At 59.4% G+C, this 17,267-nt stretch carries 15 protein-coding genes; 6 read left to right on the top strand and 9 right to left on the bottom strand.

All coding sequences use genetic code 11. The features are described 5' to 3' along the window. Nucleotides 1–133: 133 nt before the first annotated feature. Nucleotides 134–1,486 (top strand): hypothetical protein, encoded by a 1,353-nt coding sequence (locus tag GS611_RS16970; protein WP_253285097.1) that lies wholly within the window; start codon nucleotides 134–136, stop codon nucleotides 1,484–1,486. Here the strand turns inward: GS611_RS16970 and GS611_RS16965 are convergent. Continuing rightward, nucleotides 1,483–2,082, bottom strand: a complete 600-nt coding sequence (locus GS611_RS16965; RefSeq protein WP_171120054.1) for an SMC-Scp complex subunit ScpB — start codon at nucleotides 2,080–2,082, stop codon at nucleotides 1,483–1,485. The genes GS611_RS16970 and GS611_RS16965 overlap by 4 nt on opposite strands. A gap of 2 nt (nucleotides 2,083–2,084) precedes the next feature. Further along, nucleotides 2,085–2,969 (bottom strand): DUF1403 family protein, encoded by an 885-nt coding sequence (locus GS611_RS16960; protein ID WP_171637505.1) that lies wholly within the window; start codon nucleotides 2,967–2,969, stop codon nucleotides 2,085–2,087. Between the two features lie 126 nt (nucleotides 2,970–3,095). Here GS611_RS16960 and GS611_RS16955 point away from each other — a divergent pair, with 126 nt between their 5' ends. After that, nucleotides 3,096–4,214, top strand: coding sequence for a tyrosine-type recombinase/integrase (locus tag GS611_RS16955; RefSeq protein WP_171120078.1), 1,119 nt, complete (start codon nucleotides 3,096–3,098; stop codon nucleotides 4,212–4,214). A 12-nt stretch (nucleotides 4,215–4,226) separates the two neighbouring features. Here GS611_RS16955 and repC read toward each other — a convergent pair whose 3' ends face one another. The 5 genes from repC to GS611_RS16930 form a co-directional block, all read right to left on the bottom strand. After that, the gene (gene repC / locus GS611_RS16950; protein ID WP_171120052.1) at nucleotides 4,227–5,522 is read right to left on the bottom strand and encodes a plasmid replication protein RepC; all 1,296 of its coding nucleotides are present in this window, start codon (nucleotides 5,520–5,522) and stop codon (nucleotides 4,227–4,229) included. A 242-nt stretch (nucleotides 5,523–5,764) separates the two neighbouring features. Then, nucleotides 5,765–6,733, bottom strand: coding sequence for a plasmid partitioning protein RepB (repB, locus tag GS611_RS16945; RefSeq protein WP_171120051.1), 969 nt, complete (start codon nucleotides 6,731–6,733; stop codon nucleotides 5,765–5,767). Further along, nucleotides 6,733–7,917 carry a plasmid partitioning protein RepA gene (gene repA, locus GS611_RS16940; protein ID WP_171120050.1) on the bottom strand — a complete coding sequence of 395 codons (1,185 nt, stop codon included), beginning with the start codon at nucleotides 7,915–7,917 and terminating at the stop codon, nucleotides 6,733–6,735. The genes repB and repA overlap by 1 nt, the downstream gene beginning before the upstream one ends. 202 nt (nucleotides 7,918–8,119) lie before the next feature. Continuing rightward, nucleotides 8,120–8,455, bottom strand: a complete 336-nt coding sequence (locus tag GS611_RS16935; RefSeq protein ID WP_171120049.1) for a DUF736 family protein — start codon at nucleotides 8,453–8,455, stop codon at nucleotides 8,120–8,122. 281 nt (nucleotides 8,456–8,736) lie between these two features. After that, on the bottom strand, nucleotides 8,737–9,855 hold the full coding sequence (locus tag GS611_RS16930) for a hypothetical protein (protein WP_171120048.1): 1,119 nt from the start codon (nucleotides 9,853–9,855) through the stop codon (nucleotides 8,737–8,739). 78 nt (nucleotides 9,856–9,933) lie between these two features. Here GS611_RS16930 and GS611_RS16925 point away from each other — a divergent pair, with 78 nt between their 5' ends. Further along, nucleotides 9,934–10,872 (top strand): hypothetical protein, encoded by a 939-nt coding sequence (locus GS611_RS16925; protein WP_171120047.1) that lies wholly within the window; start codon nucleotides 9,934–9,936, stop codon nucleotides 10,870–10,872. Nucleotides 10,873–11,169: 297 nt separating this feature from the next. On the opposite strand, the gene GS611_RS16920 is transcribed toward GS611_RS16925, so the two are convergent. Both GS611_RS16920 and GS611_RS16915 read right to left on the bottom strand, forming a co-directional pair. Beyond that, nucleotides 11,170–13,035, bottom strand: coding sequence for a ParB/RepB/Spo0J family partition protein (locus GS611_RS16920; protein WP_171120046.1), 1,866 nt, complete (start codon nucleotides 13,033–13,035; stop codon nucleotides 11,170–11,172). 125 nt (nucleotides 13,036–13,160) lie between these two features. Continuing rightward, the gene (locus GS611_RS16915; RefSeq protein WP_171120045.1) at nucleotides 13,161–13,529 is read right to left on the bottom strand and encodes a phosphoglycerate kinase; all 369 of its coding nucleotides are present in this window, start codon (nucleotides 13,527–13,529) and stop codon (nucleotides 13,161–13,163) included. Between the two features lie 635 nt (nucleotides 13,530–14,164). Here GS611_RS16915 and GS611_RS16910 point away from each other — a divergent pair. From GS611_RS16910 to GS611_RS16900, 3 genes are all read left to right on the top strand, one after another. Continuing rightward, nucleotides 14,165–15,445: a hypothetical protein gene (locus GS611_RS16910; RefSeq protein ID WP_171120044.1), complete on the top strand. Its 1,281-nt coding sequence runs from the start codon at nucleotides 14,165–14,167 to the stop codon at nucleotides 15,443–15,445. Between the two features lie 163 nt (nucleotides 15,446–15,608). Continuing rightward, nucleotides 15,609–15,947, top strand: coding sequence for a helix-turn-helix transcriptional regulator (locus GS611_RS21335; protein WP_171120043.1), 339 nt, complete (start codon nucleotides 15,609–15,611; stop codon nucleotides 15,945–15,947). Next, complete coding sequence (locus tag GS611_RS16900; protein WP_171120042.1) at nucleotides 15,940–17,244, top strand: type II toxin-antitoxin system HipA family toxin; 1,305 nt, start codon at nucleotides 15,940–15,942, stop codon at nucleotides 17,242–17,244. Before GS611_RS21335 ends, GS611_RS16900 begins: the two co-directional genes overlap by 8 nt. Nucleotides 17,245–17,267: the final 23 nt, after the last annotated feature.

Below are 17,267 nucleotides of genomic sequence, written 5' to 3'. Positions count from 1 at the left end.
ACGAGTCAACCCTGGGTTTTGAAGAGGGTTGCTTTCAATGGTGCCTACACGTTCATGGCCGACGGATTACCGGGGTCTATCGAATGTCTCGATTGGCAAAAGACTAGCAGGGACATGAATCGAGAAAATGATAATGACCCAGTTGGATCGTCGCCGGTTCGAGGCCCTGGCGGGCTACACGCGGCATCCCGCGATCACGTTGCTAACGAAGGAATTGGATTGGTTCAGCGATCCCGGAGAGCGCGTTCTCGGCACGCTCGTTTGGGACCGGGTTGACGATGACTACGGTTGGGCGGTTTTCGGGCGCGATGCCGCCGATCGGTTTCGGGCGGTCCAAGCCAACACTTCTTACGCGACTTCCCGCGAAGCCTACGACGCGCTCATGCAAGCCATGGCACTAAACGCGGCCAAGCCCGACGAGGCCTTTCACCAGGGCGATGAAACCGGCCCCGCCGTTGATTTCTTTGTGCCCGTGATCGACGAGGATCGTTTCCACCCGTCCTTCCGCATGTTGCTCGAAGACAGAAGGTACTCGCCCGCACGGGAAATAATCGCGGCCATGATGCGTTACCACGAAGACGTAGATGGAAACTTCGTGCAAAAGTTCCAAGCGGCTGGCTGGGATTCCCTGCTCTGGGAACTCTACCTATTCGCGACTTTCAACGAGCTTGGTTTCGTTCGCGTGGGCCAAGGTCCGACCCCTGATTTCGTCTTACGGGGAAACCAGGGAAGTCTCGCCATCGAAGCCACGAGCGTGAACCCATCCAGTGCTGGGCCAAACGCGGTGCCCGAAGATCCCGAGGCATTCAAGGCATACCTCGAGAACTACGTTCCGATCCGGCTTTCCACGGCTCTCAGGTCAAAGCTCAATCACAGGCCACCTTACTGGGAACAAGCAGGCACCGGGGACATTCCCTTTTGTATCGCCGTGCAGGATTTTCATCTCCAGGGTTCCATGAGGTACCTGACGCCCGCGGCCACGGAATACGTCTTCGGAGTACGGCACTGGATGGAGGGAGGTGAATGCAAGATTGCCAGGATTGGTACGCACCGCCACGGAAGGAAACGGGCGCAATCTGGGTTCTTTGACCTCGCGGGTTCCGAGAACGTCAGTGCCGTTTTGATCAATCCACAGGGCACCATCACCAAGTTCAACCGACTGGGCATAGCGGCCGGGTTCGGCGATCCGCGGGTCAAGATGGTACGCATGGGAATGAAACGTAACGACAACAATTCGCAGGCCCCCTTTCCAACACCGTTCGAAGAAGAAGTTGGGCCAAGATCGACCGAGACATGGGTGGAGGGAATGGTGGTCCTACACAACCCGAATGCACGTATTCCACTTGATCCAGGTCTCATAGCGGGGGCGGCGCATGAATTCCTCCAAGAAGACGGAAGCATCATGTCACTGTTGCCCGACTTTCACCCTTTCGTTTCGCAAAGCATTGTCACGCTCGAAGACGAGCACGACGCGCGAGATGGCTAGCCAGCACGGCTAGAGAAACCGGCATCGTCGAGTTGCTCACGGTCGGGTAGGTCGCGTAGGGTTTCCAACCCAAAGGTGACCAGGAACTGCTCGGTGGTCACGAACGTGTACGGAGCCCCGCGCCGGGGCGCACGGGGTCCTGTTCCAACCAGGCCCCGGTCATGTAATCGACCTACCAGGTCACGACTGATCTCCTTGCCGAATATGTCCTTCAGCCCATCGCGGGTGATCGGCTGGTGGTAGGCAATGGCGGCCAACACCGCGACGTCGAATTCGGATAAGTCCAGCAATTGATCTCCAACGTCGGCCGCCGACCGGATCGCGGGAGCATAGGCGGCGCGTGTACGGAACATCCAACCACCTGCGACCTCGGCGAGTTCGAAGGCTCTTCCTTCAAGGTCGGCCACGAGATCCTCGACGAGGAGGTCTACTGAAACCTCCTGTCCCACCACGCGGGCGAGGTCTTCGCGCGATACTGGTGACGCAGAGGCGAACAGAACCGCCTCGATCCGGCGCATCCATTCGCGCCAGCGCAATTCCGTGGGCAATTCCTCGAGCTCTCTATCAAGGTCGGGTTCGGCATGGTCTTTGGCCATCTCTACACCCCGTAGAGCCGGAAGGTATCGCGACCCGTAAGTTCATAGATCGCGCCGAGGTCAACCAGCCGGTCGCAAAGCCGCCGCGCGGCGCGATCCGGCAAGGGCAAGGCCGAAGGGGCCACGGCATCGCGAGCCAGGAACATATCAACGGCGTCCCCGGCGCCCTTGGCCCGGAGCCTTGGCGCGACCTCTTTCAAATGCGCTGTCCGGCGCTCCAGTTCCGAGGCAAGCCGTACGACCTCGATTGCCGACTTGGTCACGGCACGATGACAGGCCATTCCCAGCTCTGTGCCGCCCTTTCTCAAGTCGGTCCGCTTGAGACCGGGCGCCAGGAACGGCAGGACATAGTTCCAACCGAGCGCCTGTGCCAGCGCGGCATCCGCCAGAACCAATGCCGCCACATCCTGACGCGGTACGTCGGCCAACACGGTTTCCAACACCATCGCGGCGCGGGTCACCGGAGCGCCCTGCCCGACATCCAGCCATTCGGCAATCTGCCCAGCCTCGATAGTAGGCAAGGCGCGACGCAGCGCCCTAACCGAGGTCGGCCGCTCCACGGCCCGCCGCCAGGACAGGTAGGTTTCCCCTGCGGGTCCCGGCAAATCGCCGGGGCGCAGCAGTTGAACTGCATCCCGCAGCTCCCCTACCCTTTCTGGCCGCCCTGAATGGGCAACGCAGGCCTCCGCCGCACGTAGCGCCAACCTCTCACGCAACAAGCTCTGGGGGACCTCTTCCAGGTTCAACACAAGATGCAGGTGGCTGAGCGCCGCACCTGACAAAAAGGCCACATCTTCAAGGGTTTCCGCGCGTGTCGAGGTGACCCAAGAGGGCATCCGAGGTAGGGTGTCAGGGTCGTCTATGTGATCATGCCGGGCGTATGTCATGCCACAAGACTATCCCATGGCGGCGCTTTCCACCACAATATAGTGTAGAAACCGCCCCACCTTGTCGCTCTTATCTATGTCCAATAATGTTGAATTATCGGACATATTTAAAGTATGCTTCGAAGCATGGAAGAAACACCAAAAAACCAGCCCCCAGAGCCCAAGATTTCGAGTTCAGCGTCCTCTGGTGCGTCAAACGAAGACGAGCGTGACGAGAGAGAGTCTTATGGGGGCGATCAAATCACCCTACCTGCGCATGTCGCCGGCTCCGGCACCCTCGACCGGCTGGTCGACACGGCGCGCGACTACGCCAGGGCCTCGACGGCCGAGAATACCAACAAGGCCTACGCCGCCGATTGGAAACACTTCACGCGCTGGTGCAGGCTCAAGGGAACAGACCCCCTCCCCCCGTCGCCGGAAATGATCGGCTTGTATCTGACCGATCTCGCCGCGCCGACAGGCCCCTCCCCTGCTCTTTCCGTCAGTACGATAGACCGCCGCCTGTCCGGACTTGCCTGGAACTACGCGCAGCGTGGATTCACCCTCAACCGAAAGGACCGCCATATCGCGACCGTGCTGGCCGGGATCAAGCGCAGACATGCCCGCCCGCCAGTGCAGAAAGAGGCCATCCTGCCCGAGGATATCCTCGCCATGGTCGCCACCTTGGGTTTCGACCTGCGAGGGCTCAGGGACAGGGCGATCCTCCTCCTGGGATATGCCGGTGGACTCAGACGCTCAGAAATTGTCAGCCTCGATGTCGGCAAGGATGACACCCTGGATTCGGGTGGCTGGATCGAAACCCTCGATAACGGCGCAGTGCTGAATCTGAATGCCAAGACCGGCTGGCGTGAAGTAGAGATCGGCTGCGGATCTTCGGACCAAACCTGTCCGGTGCATGCGCTGAATGAGTGGCTGCATTTCGCCAAGATCGATTTCGGGCCTGTCTTCGTACGGACCACTCGCGATGGAAAAAAGGCCTTGGAAGCGCGCCTGTCAGACAAACATGTCGCACGACTTATCAAGGCGACCGTGCTGAAATCCGGCATCCGCGCAGAACTCCCCGAGAAAGACCGCCTCGCCCTGTTCTCGGGCCACAGCTTGCGCGCCGGGCTAGCCAGTTCCGCCGAGGTCGATGAACGCTATGTCCAGAAGCAGCTCGGGCACGCTTCGGCCGAGATGACCCGCCGCTACCAGCGCCGCCGGGATCGGTTCCGGGTGAACCTGACCAAGGCTGCTGGACTCTAATCCTCTGATCCATCACGCCGCCTGTCCGCTGAGCCTACCGTAGAAACTGCGCTCGAGATGCAACTCCCCTGCCCCGGCCTTTTGCACAATGCCACGCAAGTAGCCGCCCGGAGACGCCACTTCGCCTGCACAGTGCTTGTCGAAGGTCAGAACCAGGGCTGCTGTCGCGATTTGAGGTCCAAGCCGGTCCTGCGCGAGATTCCAAGCGTGTTCTGAAACGCCAATCATCGGCCTCAACTGCCCGGCAACCCGGTGCAGATCGCCCCAATCCTGCAGGTAACCGCCCATGTTGCGCGCCCAGGATGCGAATTCAGGGCAAGCCTGCATCACCGTCGGCAAATCAAGCGCTGCACCGCGTTTTTTCCGCGTCTCGGCAACCCAATCTTCCAACTCCCTATCAACCCGCTCTTCCGGTGGCGCATTGGGCACCACGCCCGCCGCTTGCTCAGTTTCTGAGCGATTACAGGTTACAGGATTAAGTTGGGTTGTAATTAGTATATGAGGTTCAGAATTGACCTCCCTGGGGTTCAATTCTTGAGTCTTTTCACTGACTTGTTCGGTGGTTTCAGCCGTGTTTTCCACAACCTCATCCGCCCGAATTGCATTGAGATAGGTCGCCTCGACGCGCTCCTGCAGCTCCCTGAACCATGCCAGGAGCCGCTCAAGCGTCCCAGAGGCGGTGTTCCGGCGCGGAAGACGGCCCAGGAGATCCTCGAACAGCCCTGCAAGATGCTCCCAGGGCCCTCTCAGCGCCGCGTGAGACGCCGCTTCGATCCGGGCACGGATCATTCGGCGCGCAACCGTGATCTGGCGCTTCAGGCGCTGGCAGAGCTCGCGCTCGGCTTGCAGTTCGGTATGGAGCTGCTCGAATTCTTCGACACGGGCGGAGAGCGGCGACAGATCAAAGCCGTAGGCCTCGATGATGCGCCCGTCTGCGTCCCTGTGGCCCCACCGCTTGCCATTGGGGCTATCCTTGAAGGAAATCACCCCGATCTCGGCCAAGCGCCGGGCATGGCGCTTGAGCGCAGAGAGCGAGAAGCCCGTCTGCTCCACCAGGTAAGCGTTGGACGCCCAAACGATCGGACGCTGCCCCTCTTCCCAATCCTGTCCTTGGGTGAACGCCCCAAGCGTATCGAGAAGCAGCATGTCACCGGCCTTGAGGCCAATATGGGCGCCCACGCGCTTAACGGCAACGAAGGCTTGAGTTTTGGGTACGGCAACCCGTTCGCCGGCTTTCGCATGCCGCTCCGCGACGGCGAGACCAGCGGTTGCCTTTCTCCATCCCGATGGTTGATTGCCTCCGGGCATATCTCCACCGCTCCGAGACATGGGAGTCCCGGTTGCCCCGCTTGGGACATCGCTAAATCCTGTCATTTTTTATCTGGCAGGCATAGAAAACCCGTTCGCCCAGGAGCGTTTTCTCTTGTGTGGTGATTCGGTGACTGCTAGATTCTAGGTGTCTAATCTAAGAATTGCGCTTTGCGCAGCAGCCCTCGAAGCTCCGGTTTCGGGGGTTTTTACTTGCTCGCCTTCCTCCTTTCTGCTCGTCCTCAGTTTTCATCCCGCTGGTTTACAGCTGTAAACTCAGCGTAGTATTTCTTGATGATGTCGGCCAGGTTCTCGTCCAACCACTCGGCGAATCCCGCGCTTGCGCCGGATTTCTTCACCGACATGGACAGCGACCCGCGACCCGTCTTGATCGTCACGCCGTCCACCGGGTTGACCTCGGTCGTACCGCTCCCCTGCCGGGCGCCGCGACGAGTTGCTTCCTTGAGCAACGCCTCCAGCCTGTCGTCGGACCCCAAGGCGGGTCCGCTATTTTCCAAGAACTTGAGTGCGGCCTGTTCGGTCAGTTTCCCGGCAATGAAAAGCTCCGCCAGGGCTGTCCATTTCGGCCGACCAGACTTGGGCGCCGACCCAACGAGATCGCCAACTTTCGCCGGAACGTTTTGGGTTACCTTTGCGAGATGTGACAGGCCCGACTTTGACAAGTTCAGGACCTGCTTGACCGTCGCACTATCATGCCCGGCCTCGAGAATGGCCTCCGCGAACCGCGCTTTCTCGTAAAACGAAAGGTTTCGGCGAGCGGCATTCTCCAGCCCTTTTGCCAAGAGAGCGGTCGCGTCATCGAGATCCTGAACATTCGCGCGAACCTTGATGCCGAGATCGCGGCAGGCCTTTAGGCGCCGGCGGCCATAAATCGCCTCGAAACGGCCCTCCGTATTCGAACGCCGCACCAGGATCGGAACTTGTTGGCCACCCTCCCGAATGCTATTTTTCAGTGCTTCGAAGCTTTCACCGTCATCTTCCGGGTTTACAGCTGTAAACTCGTCCAACCGGTCCGCCGGCCCCCAGTCATCCACGAGGGCGGGATCGATTTCGCGTATCGCGGCGAGCGACCCCTGCAGCGCTCCTAGCGCGGGTGCGCTCGTTTTCGCGACCTTGTCTGTTGGCTTCGCACCCGACCGAGCGATCGTGCTCGCGATACCAGACATTTCCTGCAGTGATTTCCTGGCCATTACGAACGTCCCCATGCTTGGTGGATCATGCGCTCGACCTCGTTGCCAACGGCATCCATCGATCCCTTGGCGCGATCGTATGTCGCCCGTGTCATCTCGGAGCGCACGACCTCGTAAATCGATTGCTTCAGCATCGTGGCATCACTGATCGCCGTGCTCTTCAACGCGGTCGCCGACATGACCCTTTCCTGGAACAGTGCGCGCATGAACGAAGTGAGTTGTTGCGAGGGCACATCGGTGGGCTCGTCTCGCGTGACGAGGAACTTGAAGTGATCGTATTGCAGCGTTGCACCTGCGTCCTCGATAACGCCCATGTACGCGCCGGCGAGTTCCAAGAACTGCGCGGTGGACGATACGTCCAACATGGACGGCGTGAGCGGCACGACCAACGAGCTCGCGGCAGCCATACCCGCGATGGTAAGGAAACCGAGCTGGGGAGGACTATCCACCAGGACCAGGTCGAAATCTCCTTCAACCTGGGCAAGCGCATTGCGAATACGCGTGAAAAACGGCTGGTCTGGGTTCGAGTGAACGGCGGATTCCGTTTCGAACTCGGAGAGGATCAACCGCGAGGGCGCGATGGACAGGCCCGGGAAATAGGTTTCCTGAACGACTTGCGCCATGTCCACGGGATCATCGTAGCGGATCGCGTCGTAGATCGTGAGCCCATCGAACTCGATTTCCGGGCTGATCCCACACATCGAGGTCAAGGAACCTTGCGGGTCGAGGTCCACGGCTAGCACCCGGTAGCCTCGAAGTGCAAAGTAATGGGCGAGGTGTATGGTCGTTGTACTCTTGCTCGATCCGCCCTTGAAGTTCATGAGCTGCCAGACTTGCAGCTTTTCTCCCGGGGATCGCCGGGGCACGTAGCGGCCCTTCGTACGAGAGGATCGCTCGAGGATGTCACGCGCATTCCAGATTTCCTGCGCGGAGTAGTAGCGGCGGCCAGCCCGGATATCACTTGGCTCGGGAACCGTGCCCTCGGCGTGCACCTTGCGCATGAATTGGCCGGAAACACCAAGCAACTCGGCTACCTCGGGGGCCGCGAAGCTGCGTAGGGACTTGGTATTGTCGGGAGCGAAGGCCGCGAGCAAATGCTCCCTAATCGCGGCGTTCAACCGTTCCGAAATCTCGGTTGCGAGGGCTGATGGCCTTTCGGTATCAAGTGGTGTCACGGGAATCATGTGGTTGCCCCAAATTCAAAAATGTGGCCTTTTTCGCGCCACTTGGGGATAAAAGGTGTGATTCACCCGCTTAAGTCAAGATTTTTCGCCTATATAGTGTCTAGTTAGGCAGGAATAGACTACATGCACTGCCAAGATAACCACGAGGGTTTACAGCTGTAAACCCTCCGGCAGGGCAAATAGGCCCCGCCGGAGGCATTGTTCAGCCGTCTTTTGGACCCCATGGAATCACGGCTTGAAGTGTTTCGTCGTGCTGGTGAGCGGCCTTACCGAGGTTTGCGTTGAAACCGAAATCGCGGATCGTCAGAGTAAAGTAGTCCGCACCCGTCTCGCGGTTCTGTTTCTTCCAGATCCCGCCACACTCCACGAGGCGGCCGCGCGGCGACCGGCCCAGGACGCGGTGGGTTGGCGACATCAATTTGTCGCTCGTCACGGGCTCAACCGTGATATCGATGTCGAACGTTAGCGTGGAGATCGAACCCGCACCCTTGGCCTTCGCGATGTCGGCGGTTTCAAACTTGATCGAGTTGGTGGTCATTGCTTGCTCCCTTGGCTGTTGTTGCAATGATGGTCATCCGGCAGGTGTCTAAGCATCGAGGGCACCAGCGGCGCAGCGCAACGGAGAAGGGTAGGGGGCCTGGATCTTGTTCCGCGGGGAATGTCCGGCACCAGCGGTGACGTGACAGGGGAAGATCCTTGCCACGCTCCCTTTGCCCTCGATGAGACACATGCGACCAGCAGTTCATGCAACACCGATGCCAAGGGCGGGCAGGGCCAGTTTCGACCAGGTGTCTTGGAACTGTTTGCGCAGGGCCAAGATCAGCCTTTCGAGCTTAACTTGAGTGGGTCCATGCCATCGATCCGATTGCGCGCCCAGGCAAGCCATTCAGCTCGGGTCATTCCATCGATTTCTGCAGCCACGTGGTCGCCTTTTTGCTCGAGTGCGGCCATGAAGGATCGCAAGCGCTGAACTTCGTGCCAGTCGGATGCGAGCGACCTGAACCGCTCCCATCGTTCTTCCTCCAGGCGCGCTAGGCGTTGACGTTCCGCGCGTTCTCGCTGTTCTTCCTCGTAGCGCCGCTGCCAATCCTCGCGGTCACGCCGCCGTTCCACCAGGGCTGGCCCCACCGCGAGCAATCCTGCGACCACCGAGGGAAGGATCTTCGGGGCCAGCGACTTTTGGGTTTCCAGCCACTCCTTTCTCATGCCCTCGCCGATATAGGTAGTTATCGTGAAGCGAAGGTAACCCGTCGGCGCAAGGTTGCCGCCGTGAAAATGGGGAAAGGCGGTCCAGTCCCCGGGCTCTTCCGAGGGCTTTCCCCTGAACTGCCGCATTTTCTCGACCACGGACATTTCAAACCGCTCTCCCGATGCGTCGGGCGTGAGTTTGCCCCGAACATTTCCCTCGAGGGCGCGCCCACCCGCGGCCTCGAAGGACTTCAAAAGCGCGCTCGTGACCCGGAAGCGGTAACGATCCCGTTCCGTGAGGTCGATGGGAACCCGTGTGACCCACCAGGTATCGTGTCTATTCGCACGATGCTCTGCGCGCCGTTTCGCTTGCTCTTCCCGGTGATCCGATACCCAGGCAGATACAACGGGGTGAAGAGCCCGCAGCGTGCCCGGGATGGTGACCTCGCCAACGACTTTCGCCGCTTTCCTTACGTTCGAAGCGTTTTCCATCGCCTTCGCCTTGAACTGGCTCGGTCCGGCTATCCGGATCACCCGGGAAACTCCATCCGGTTGTGGGGGCAAGGCTGTCTTTTCCACGGGCTTGCCCGCTTCGAGCTTGGCCCAGTACCCCCGTGGAGGACGAGGTATCGCATGCTTGGCACAAATCTTGGCCAAGCCTTGGTCAGATAGACCAAACTCTTGGGCCAACCGGGCCATTGGTTTCTGCCAAGCGAGCTCGTAGAGTTCTTCGCGCGTGAATTCCTGCATTCCATGCCTCCCGATTAGCGCTCCCGGTGACGGTTGGCACGAATAGTGGTTGTTTTTCAAGTTGTTAGGGTGGCTTTCATGACGGAAGCGAAATCCGACTTACTCCATCGCGACGAGAATGCCCCCAAGATTAGTTCCGCCGCCCCTGTGGGGCTGTTGCCAGTCCTGCTCCTGCCTCGCCGCTGGAAAATTCTAGGGCTTCAGTCAAGCAGGAATCCACCATTCTCAATCGGCGAAAGACCTGTGACCACTTGCAAACTCTCCTATCGCAAGGCCAATTTCAGATGCATACCGTCACGTGGTGTTGTGCCATTCCGCCATAAAAGACACAAATGTCTAACGAGACCTTGGCCCCAACGGGTTTGGCTCGTCGCCATGAAAACGAGGCAAACATTGAAAGAGCTCTTTGAATCTATTTTGCAAAACCCATCAACATTTACTTCGCTGCTGTCTGCGATAATTGCAGCAACGGTCGCCATGCTGGTATTGTTGTCGAACCAGATTTTTTCGAGGCGACAACAAAGGGTACAATTTCTCCAGCCCAAACTTGAAGATCTCTACATGATGCTGAATGAGATCGGAGAGCGAAACACTCGCTTGTTTAAGATCCTTGCATCAATTGCAGGAGGGTGTCTGGTATCTAAAAAGGAACTTGAGGAGGCCGATGATCTAAACGTTTATGGCCTCATCCACGGAAAAAATATGGTTATGCTTGTTCGGCTGTATTTTCCAAAGCTGAGCAGAATTCACCAGCACCTTTTTGCCGCCGAGCGCGAGTTGAATCAGCTGATTTGGGCCGTTTCAATGAATGAAGAAGTTTCGATTGAGGACATTCTGAGCGCATCTGGACGCGTGGCTCACCTACTGCGCTTGATGGAACAGGAAATGGTGACAAATCAAGAAACGCTTCTGAAAGCGACAGTTCTACCACGGCGCTTCCGCTCAGTTTCTCAAACCGAAATTTTGAATGTGCCGCCACCGCCCGAAGGACCGCCATTGTCACCCGTCAAGAAATAGACAGGGTACAAACAACCCAAGAATGGCATGGTTTCGATCGAGAAACATGCACAAGCACTCGGTTTATTTCTGGGCGCGCTTGGCGACATCAAGAACTAAAGACCTGATAAGGAGCATTTCCTTGCTCTATCTAAGCGATTTCTTGGCGCGGATAGCGCCGGTCCGGCTGCGGGGCGGGGGGGCTTGTCCTTCTGTCCCGCCGCCGGACAATTTTCTAGGCCTTACCCCTGAAAAAGCGCTGAACAAAAAAGACCCCGCGTGATGCGGGGCCAGTTGGGTCTCCCCACGAAGGAGCCGTCAGGTGCAGTCGGGCACCCATTTGTCGAGTTTGGATTTCTGTTCTGAGGTCAGCCCCATGAGCTTCTGGGTGGTGGGATCGCCTAGGAGCTTTTCCATCTTCTCGGCCTTTTCTACCTTCTTGAGCTTGGCGAAACCGGCAACACGTTCGTCGCGGGCATCGCAGCCGAGGAATTCGCAGAGCAGGTCGACCAGGTGACCCGCTGACACCCGCGAGAAGAAATTCTCTGCTGTCGGCGTCCAGTGCTTGCGGATATCGGCCCCGGCCTCGTCCGCGATCAAGCCAAAGAACTCTGCGCCGCCAGCCCGATAGGGCAGGGTGCGTGCCATCGCCTCGGTGACCTGGGCATTGCGGGCTTTCTTGCCGGTCTCGCGGAAGGCGGCGAAGGCTTCCGGCAGGTCTTCGACACGAGTGCTTTTCTGCCAGTATTCGCTGGAATCGATCCCGTGCTCGAGGCGCGGCTCACGGGCGAAGCCATCCACAACGCTTGGCACGTTGGTCGGGCGGTCCAGCCGAATACCGAAGACACTCTCAAAGCTGCCCGACGCCTCGGACAGACCGAAACCAAGCAAGTCCAAAACCAGTTCCGGCTTGGCCAGAAGGGCTGCCTGAACCGAGGTCAGCCGGATGGCCTGCATGTCCGCTACGAGTTTTTGTGAGTAGGGGGATTTCGGGGCGTCTGATTTGGTGGTTTGCGGCGCTTGCAGGAAACCGGCCTCGATGGCGGCTTTCTTGTCCTCGGGGCGGACCAGACCGGCTGTGATCTCGGGGTTGCCCGACCCATTCACGAGGATGATGCAGCCCGCATGGGCTTTCTGATCCTCGGAATAGTCACCGTCGAGAATGACCTGCAATTCCGAGAGCCGCGCTTCACCGTTCTCGTCAAGAACCCCGCCATTGGAGAGGTTTGCCAGTTCGTCGTATTCCTCGGCTTCTTCCTCGCTCAGATCGCCCTCGATTGGGTAGAGGCGGGCCAGCTTCATCTGGTCCAATTCGTAGTAGTTGAGCCAGGCCTCGTGTCGTGCTTCGACCCACCCCCAGCCTTGGGTGTCGACCAGATCGGCCCGGGCCGCGTCCAGCTTCTCGGTAAAAAGCCGATCCAGAAGGGCAGGGGAGGCGAGGAAGACCTCGTCTGAGAAGAGGTCGCGTGTGACCGTGCCGCCCTCGGCCTCGTAGGTCTCAAGACCGACGAACTTGGCGCGGCGGTCCGTGGCCTTGATGGCGTCGGGGTGCAGCGCGTTCTTGATCGCGCTCTCGGAAACGGCTTGACCCTTGACCTGATCCAGAAGGCTCAGGGTGAGAGCTTCATCATCGGAAAGGGTGAAGGCCTTGGCGGTGCCAAGGCTGATCTCACCCGCCGCCAGCGCGTCCAGCACCGGCTCAGGCAAGCCTGCCAGTGCCAAACGCTGGTAGACGCGGGCTTCGGTCACGGCAAAGGCAAGCGCGATCTCCGGCACACTGGCCCCGCGTGATTTCATGCGACCGAAGGCGCGGATTTCATCGGCTGGAGTCATATCCTCGCGGGCCGCGTTCTCGGCGCTGGCCCAATCTTCGGCCTCGGCGGCATCGGTGGCCAGCTTAACCGGCACCGTGGCGAAGGGATGGGTCTTAGAGCGCTCCGCGATCATCTGGATGGCCCGGAGACGGCACCCACCCGCGACCATGCCTACCTTGCCATCCTCGTCCATGAGGCCTGCGAGATTGTGGATGAGGCCGAAGCGCTCAATGCTATCTGCGAGGCTTTCGATATGTGCCTCGGAAACCGTTTTGCGCGGGTTCAGATCAGAGATGTAGAGCATCTCCAAGGGGATTTGCAGGATCACGGCGGATGCGGTGTCGGCTTGGATGGTCTGTTGCTTGGTCATTAGATTTGTTCCTTTCGGATAGATGTCAGGCCCGCTCGGAGCGCGGCATAGGCGCTCGGCGGCTGGTTTTGTTGATGGGGTAAGGGAGGGGGGCCGGAACGCGTGAGGTTCCGGCCTCGATAGCGTCACCACCAGCAAGAATAGATCACGGTTGACCCTCGTGCGATTTCAGCCCGCGCCCAAGCGCAGAACTCGAGATCGTAGTCACGGTATTCGGTGGCCTGCTCATCTTGGAACTGATGCCCATAGAAGAACCCGCCCTCGCAATGGGGCAGGGCGCTTCCCTTCACGGCCTGTTCCAGCGTGTCGATGTCGGCGGTTTCCAGTTTCAACTCACCGCAGTTGAGATCGGACGCCGAAAGCCCCGTGCGTTCGGTGTAGAGCGCTTCCATGAAGGTTTGCAGCTTGGAATGCTTGCGCCAGACGAATTTCGGGCTTTCGCCCTCGTCTCCGCTATCGGGGGTTTTGACATATGCATATTGATCAAGGCCCATGGCCAGTCTCCTTCTCAAAGTGGGAGCGGCGCGGAATCTTGTTCTTGTGACCTCTTGGTCCTGTCCGCTTCCGCCAGTGGCGGAGGCCTCGACTGATCTCACAGTCCGAAAAGCCCCCGTGCTTTTCGGCTGGGCAGAGCAGGAGAGGGCGATAGCCCGTCCTGCGGCCGGACGGCGACCCGACACAGGGGGCCGAAGCGTTGAAATCGGGAGGGACCCGCGCATCCGCGTGGGAGGAACCGGATTTCTCCGTGGAGGCTGGCGCGGAACGCGACACCAGGGCCCCTGTTCGGGGCGCCGGCCAGATGGCAGGCGGAACTCAAAAATGGAAACCTGCCAGCCGGGTTAGAGCGGAGCGGAGACCCGGCTGACCGCTGGCTCAAGCGATCGCGGTCTCGCCCGCGATCTCACCTGAAATGTGCACGAGGGATCGTCTCCAGAATTGGCGGAGACACCAGCAGGTGGCTCCGGGCGTAGCCAAGAGCCTGGTCAGCGCCAGGGCGTTGACGTGCCCCGGATCGAAGGATTTCATCCTAACCGATTACCCGATTACTCTTCCTTGTCACCATGCTAGAACACCTTGAACTTAAGCGAGTTTGTCGATTTCAAAAGGTGTATTCCCAGTGATAGCTAACATGAGACTCCAGCTGCCGGTGGGACAAGGCTTTTTCCACGCTGGTTGGGTGCAACCTTCGGACGCCGCAGAGAGTTTTTTCTACGTCTACGACTGCGGCGCGATGAACAAGTATGCAAAGGCTCGCGACCGGGAAATCGAAAAGCTCGTTGCGCATGTCGGAAGGCGTACGAGACTTGACCTCCTCGCCATCTCGCACATGCACGCCGACCATGTGAACGGGGTTGAGAAACTCATCACCGATGGGGCGTTCCAAGTCGACACGATCATGATGCCCCTGGTTGGCATGAAGGAGCGGTTGCTCGCATTCGCTTCCGTGGCGCACCATGATCCCCTGTCGGCCCGCTCACCTTTCTACAGGGAGTTCATCGCTGACCCCGTTTCCGCGGTTTCGAGGTTCGACCCAAGAAACATCGTACTTGTTCGACGGGGAGACGGTGGTTCCCCGGGAAGCGGCACGCGTGACGATGGCCCACTGGACGGGGACCCAGGCCTACTCGGTGAGGGTCGCGGGTACACCTGGAAACTCGTCGGGCAGGGAACCGCGGTCGAGAGGCCGAGGGAGGCAGAGGACCACCGGGTCTTGGAAATCCCCGATAGTTCCGCGGCGAAGGTTTTTGCACCGGGTGCATGGGAAGAGGCATGGCTCCTGGCGCCTTACGTGGACCAGGAGATCGTCAAGCAGACTGACCTGTTCTTGGCCACCCTCGCGAACGAACGATCGATGACGGTCAAGGACCTCGAAACCAGCCTTTCGGACGCGAGTTTCGTCCTGGAACTCCTGGCCGATCATCCCAGGGATCTGAAGACAGCCTACACGGCTTGCCATGGCAACCTTAACCTGACCTCGCTCTGCCTCTATTCCGGGCCGGCTGGTGAGGTTGGAGAACAACACGGCTGCCAATCAACCCACGGCCCCTGGACCTCCACTTTGCAAAATGGTCGCGTTGCTTGGTTGGCAACGGGAGATGCCAAGCTTTCAAAGGTCGCGAAATGCAATGCCTTCCTGAAGCATTTCAAGGGTCACTTGGACAAGGTATCGACCTTCACCTTGCCTCACCATGGCTCCGCCCATGACTTCAACGAGAAGCTCCTGGCCCGCGTGAAACCTAGCTTCTACCCGGTCGCGGCGGACGCGGTGAAGAACTGGCAACACCCGGCCGCCAGGGTAACGCGCGCGGTCGCCTCAGCCGGGGCAGTGCTTCTCGTGACCAATGCCAACGAGACAACGGGTGTCCGGGAAATAGCCCTGAACCATGCGCCCAAGGGTCCTGGATCATGATGGGAATTTTCCATAAAGGGCTAGATACGGCCTCTTGATGCCGGAAACACCCCCAAAGAGGCCATTTATGGCCTATTGACAAATCTTGTATTAAAAGGTCATATACGGCCTATAGTGAGTCTAAAATGGCCACAACCGGCAACTTGTGGCCGATAGGAACAACATGGTGACCTCAAGGCAAGTGGAACTGGAAATCGGGCAACGCCTCGCGCGCCTACGGCTCGCTCGAAACGTGACGCAGGCCACGCTTGCCGAGAAGGCGGGCATAGGCGTGCGTACCCTGCGTCGCCTCGAGGCCGGGGAACCCTCGACACTGGACACGTTCCTCCGCGTTGCCACGGCCCTTGACCTCGAGGAGGCCATTCTCTCGGCATTGCCGGAGGGAGACATCCGTCCAATTGAACGCGTTTCACAGAAGGGGAGTGAGCGCAGGAGGGCCAGCCCGGCATCGGAACGCCCGACGAAATCAACATGGACATGGGGTGACGAGGTAGATGACTGACGCGAGCGTCATGTTGTGGGGGCGACGTATCGGCGCCGTGAGCTGGGACGAGGCCCGCGCACTCGGCGTCTTTCAATACGAGCCGGGTTTCGTGGGTGCAGGTATCGAGGTCGCGCCATTGAAAATGCCGACCCGTGAAGCACCCTACGAGTTTCCCGCCCTCCGAAAGGAAACCTTCAAGGGGCTGCCGGGCATGCTGGCCGACGCGCTCCCGGACAAGTTCGGCAACCGGTTGATCGATGCTTGGCTTGCCGAAACGGGCCGCAGCGCGGACCGGTTCAGCCCAGTCGACCGGCTGTGTTACATCGGCAATCGTGGGATCGGCGCACTGGAGTTCGAGCCGACGGTTCGCAAGGCAACACGCTCGAAGAAGCTAGAAGTGGCCCAGTTGGTGGACCTCGCCAACCGGGTTTTGGACGAGCGTGAGAACCTTGTCGGCAGGCTCGGTGGTGAAGACGATGCCGGGGCCATGGAAGATATCCTGAGCGTTGGAACCTCGGCGGGGGGCGCACGCGCCAAGGCCGTGCTCGCCTGGAACAGGGAAACCGGCGAGTTCAGATCTGGGCAAGTCAAGGTTGACGAGGGATACGAGCACTGGCTCTTGAAGTTCGATGGTGTGTCCAACAACCGCGACAAGGAACTTGCCGATCCGCAAGGGTTCGGAAAGATCGAGTTCGCGTATCACCTGATGGCGAAGGAAGCCGGCATAGACATGTCGGAATGCAGGCTTCACCACGAGGGTGGGCGCAGCCATTTCATGACCCGCCGGTTCGACCGGGATGGGCGCGGCCGCAAGGTTCACATGCAATCTCTGGGCGCGATGCAGCACTTCGATTTCAACGACCCGGCCTCGTATTCCTACGAGCAGGCGATCTTAACGATCCGGGACCTGGGGCTGGGGATGGACGTGGTTGAGCAGCAATACAAGCGCGCCGTTTTCAATGTCTTCGCCCGCAACCAGGATGATCACGTCAAGAATATCTCGTTCCTCATGGACCGGTCCGGATCATGGCGACTATCACCCGCCTACGACGTGGCTTATTCCTACAATCCTTCCGGTGCCTGGACGCGTGATCACCAGATGAGCTTGGCGGGGAAACGAAACGACTTCGACCACGATGACCTCATGGAATTCGCGTCGAACGCGGGCCTGAAGCCTGCCAGGGCGAGACAGGTCATCGAGGATGTCGCGGGTTCCGTGGCGAGGTGGTCCCGGCACGCGGGGGAAGCCGATGTCGAGCCGTCGGACATTTCCCGGATCGAGAATACATTTCGCTTGGAACTGCGCGGCAAGTAATGCGTCTTGCCCGCTTAACGGGC

The sequence above is a fragment of the Ruegeria sp. HKCCD6119 genome (genome assembly GCF_013110585.1).
Classification (GTDB): Bacteria; Pseudomonadota; Alphaproteobacteria; order Rhodobacterales; family Rhodobacteraceae; genus Ruegeria.
The sequence above is the reverse complement of the archived record's forward strand: the minus strand, read 5'-3'. Positions and strand labels throughout refer to the sequence as shown.

Excerpts from the sequence above, each read along its gene's own strand:
- repB (WP_171120051.1), bottom strand. The coding sequence starts at position 6,733 with ATGGCCAGGAAATCACTGCAGGAAATGTCTGGTATCGCGAGCACGATC.
- GS611_RS16910 (WP_171120044.1), top strand. The coding sequence starts at position 14,165 with ATGAGACTCCAGCTGCCGGTGGGACAAGGCTTTTTCCACGCTGGTTGG.
- GS611_RS16920 (WP_171120046.1), bottom strand. The coding sequence starts at position 13,035 with ATGACCAAGCAACAGACCATCCAAGCCGACACCGCATCCGCCGTGATC.
- GS611_RS16915 (WP_171120045.1), bottom strand. The coding sequence starts at position 13,529 with ATGGGCCTTGATCAATATGCATATGTCAAAACCCCCGATAGCGGAGAC.
- GS611_RS16965 (WP_171120054.1), bottom strand. The coding sequence starts at position 2,082 with ATGGCCAAAGACCATGCCGAACCCGACCTTGATAGAGAGCTCGAGGAA.
- GS611_RS16930 (WP_171120048.1), bottom strand. The coding sequence starts at position 9,855 with ATGCAGGAATTCACGCGCGAAGAACTCTACGAGCTCGCTTGGCAGAAA.
- GS611_RS16935 (WP_171120049.1), bottom strand. The coding sequence starts at position 8,455 with ATGACCACCAACTCGATCAAGTTTGAAACCGCCGACATCGCGAAGGCC.
- GS611_RS21335 (WP_171120043.1), top strand. The coding sequence starts at position 15,609 with ATGGTGACCTCAAGGCAAGTGGAACTGGAAATCGGGCAACGCCTCGCG.
- GS611_RS16925 (WP_171120047.1), top strand. The coding sequence starts at position 9,934 with ATGACGGAAGCGAAATCCGACTTACTCCATCGCGACGAGAATGCCCCC.
- GS611_RS16900 (WP_171120042.1), top strand. The coding sequence starts at position 15,940 with ATGACTGACGCGAGCGTCATGTTGTGGGGGCGACGTATCGGCGCCGTG.
- GS611_RS16970 (WP_253285097.1), top strand. The coding sequence starts at position 134 with ATGACCCAGTTGGATCGTCGCCGGTTCGAGGCCCTGGCGGGCTACACG.
- GS611_RS16960 (WP_171637505.1), bottom strand. The coding sequence starts at position 2,969 with ATGACATACGCCCGGCATGATCACATAGACGACCCTGACACCCTACCT.
- repA (WP_171120050.1), bottom strand. The coding sequence starts at position 7,917 with ATGATTCCCGTGACACCACTTGATACCGAAAGGCCATCAGCCCTCGCA.
- repC (WP_171120052.1), bottom strand. The coding sequence starts at position 5,522 with ATGCCCGGAGGCAATCAACCATCGGGATGGAGAAAGGCAACCGCTGGT.
- GS611_RS16955 (WP_171120078.1), top strand. The coding sequence starts at position 3,096 with ATGGAAGAAACACCAAAAAACCAGCCCCCAGAGCCCAAGATTTCGAGT.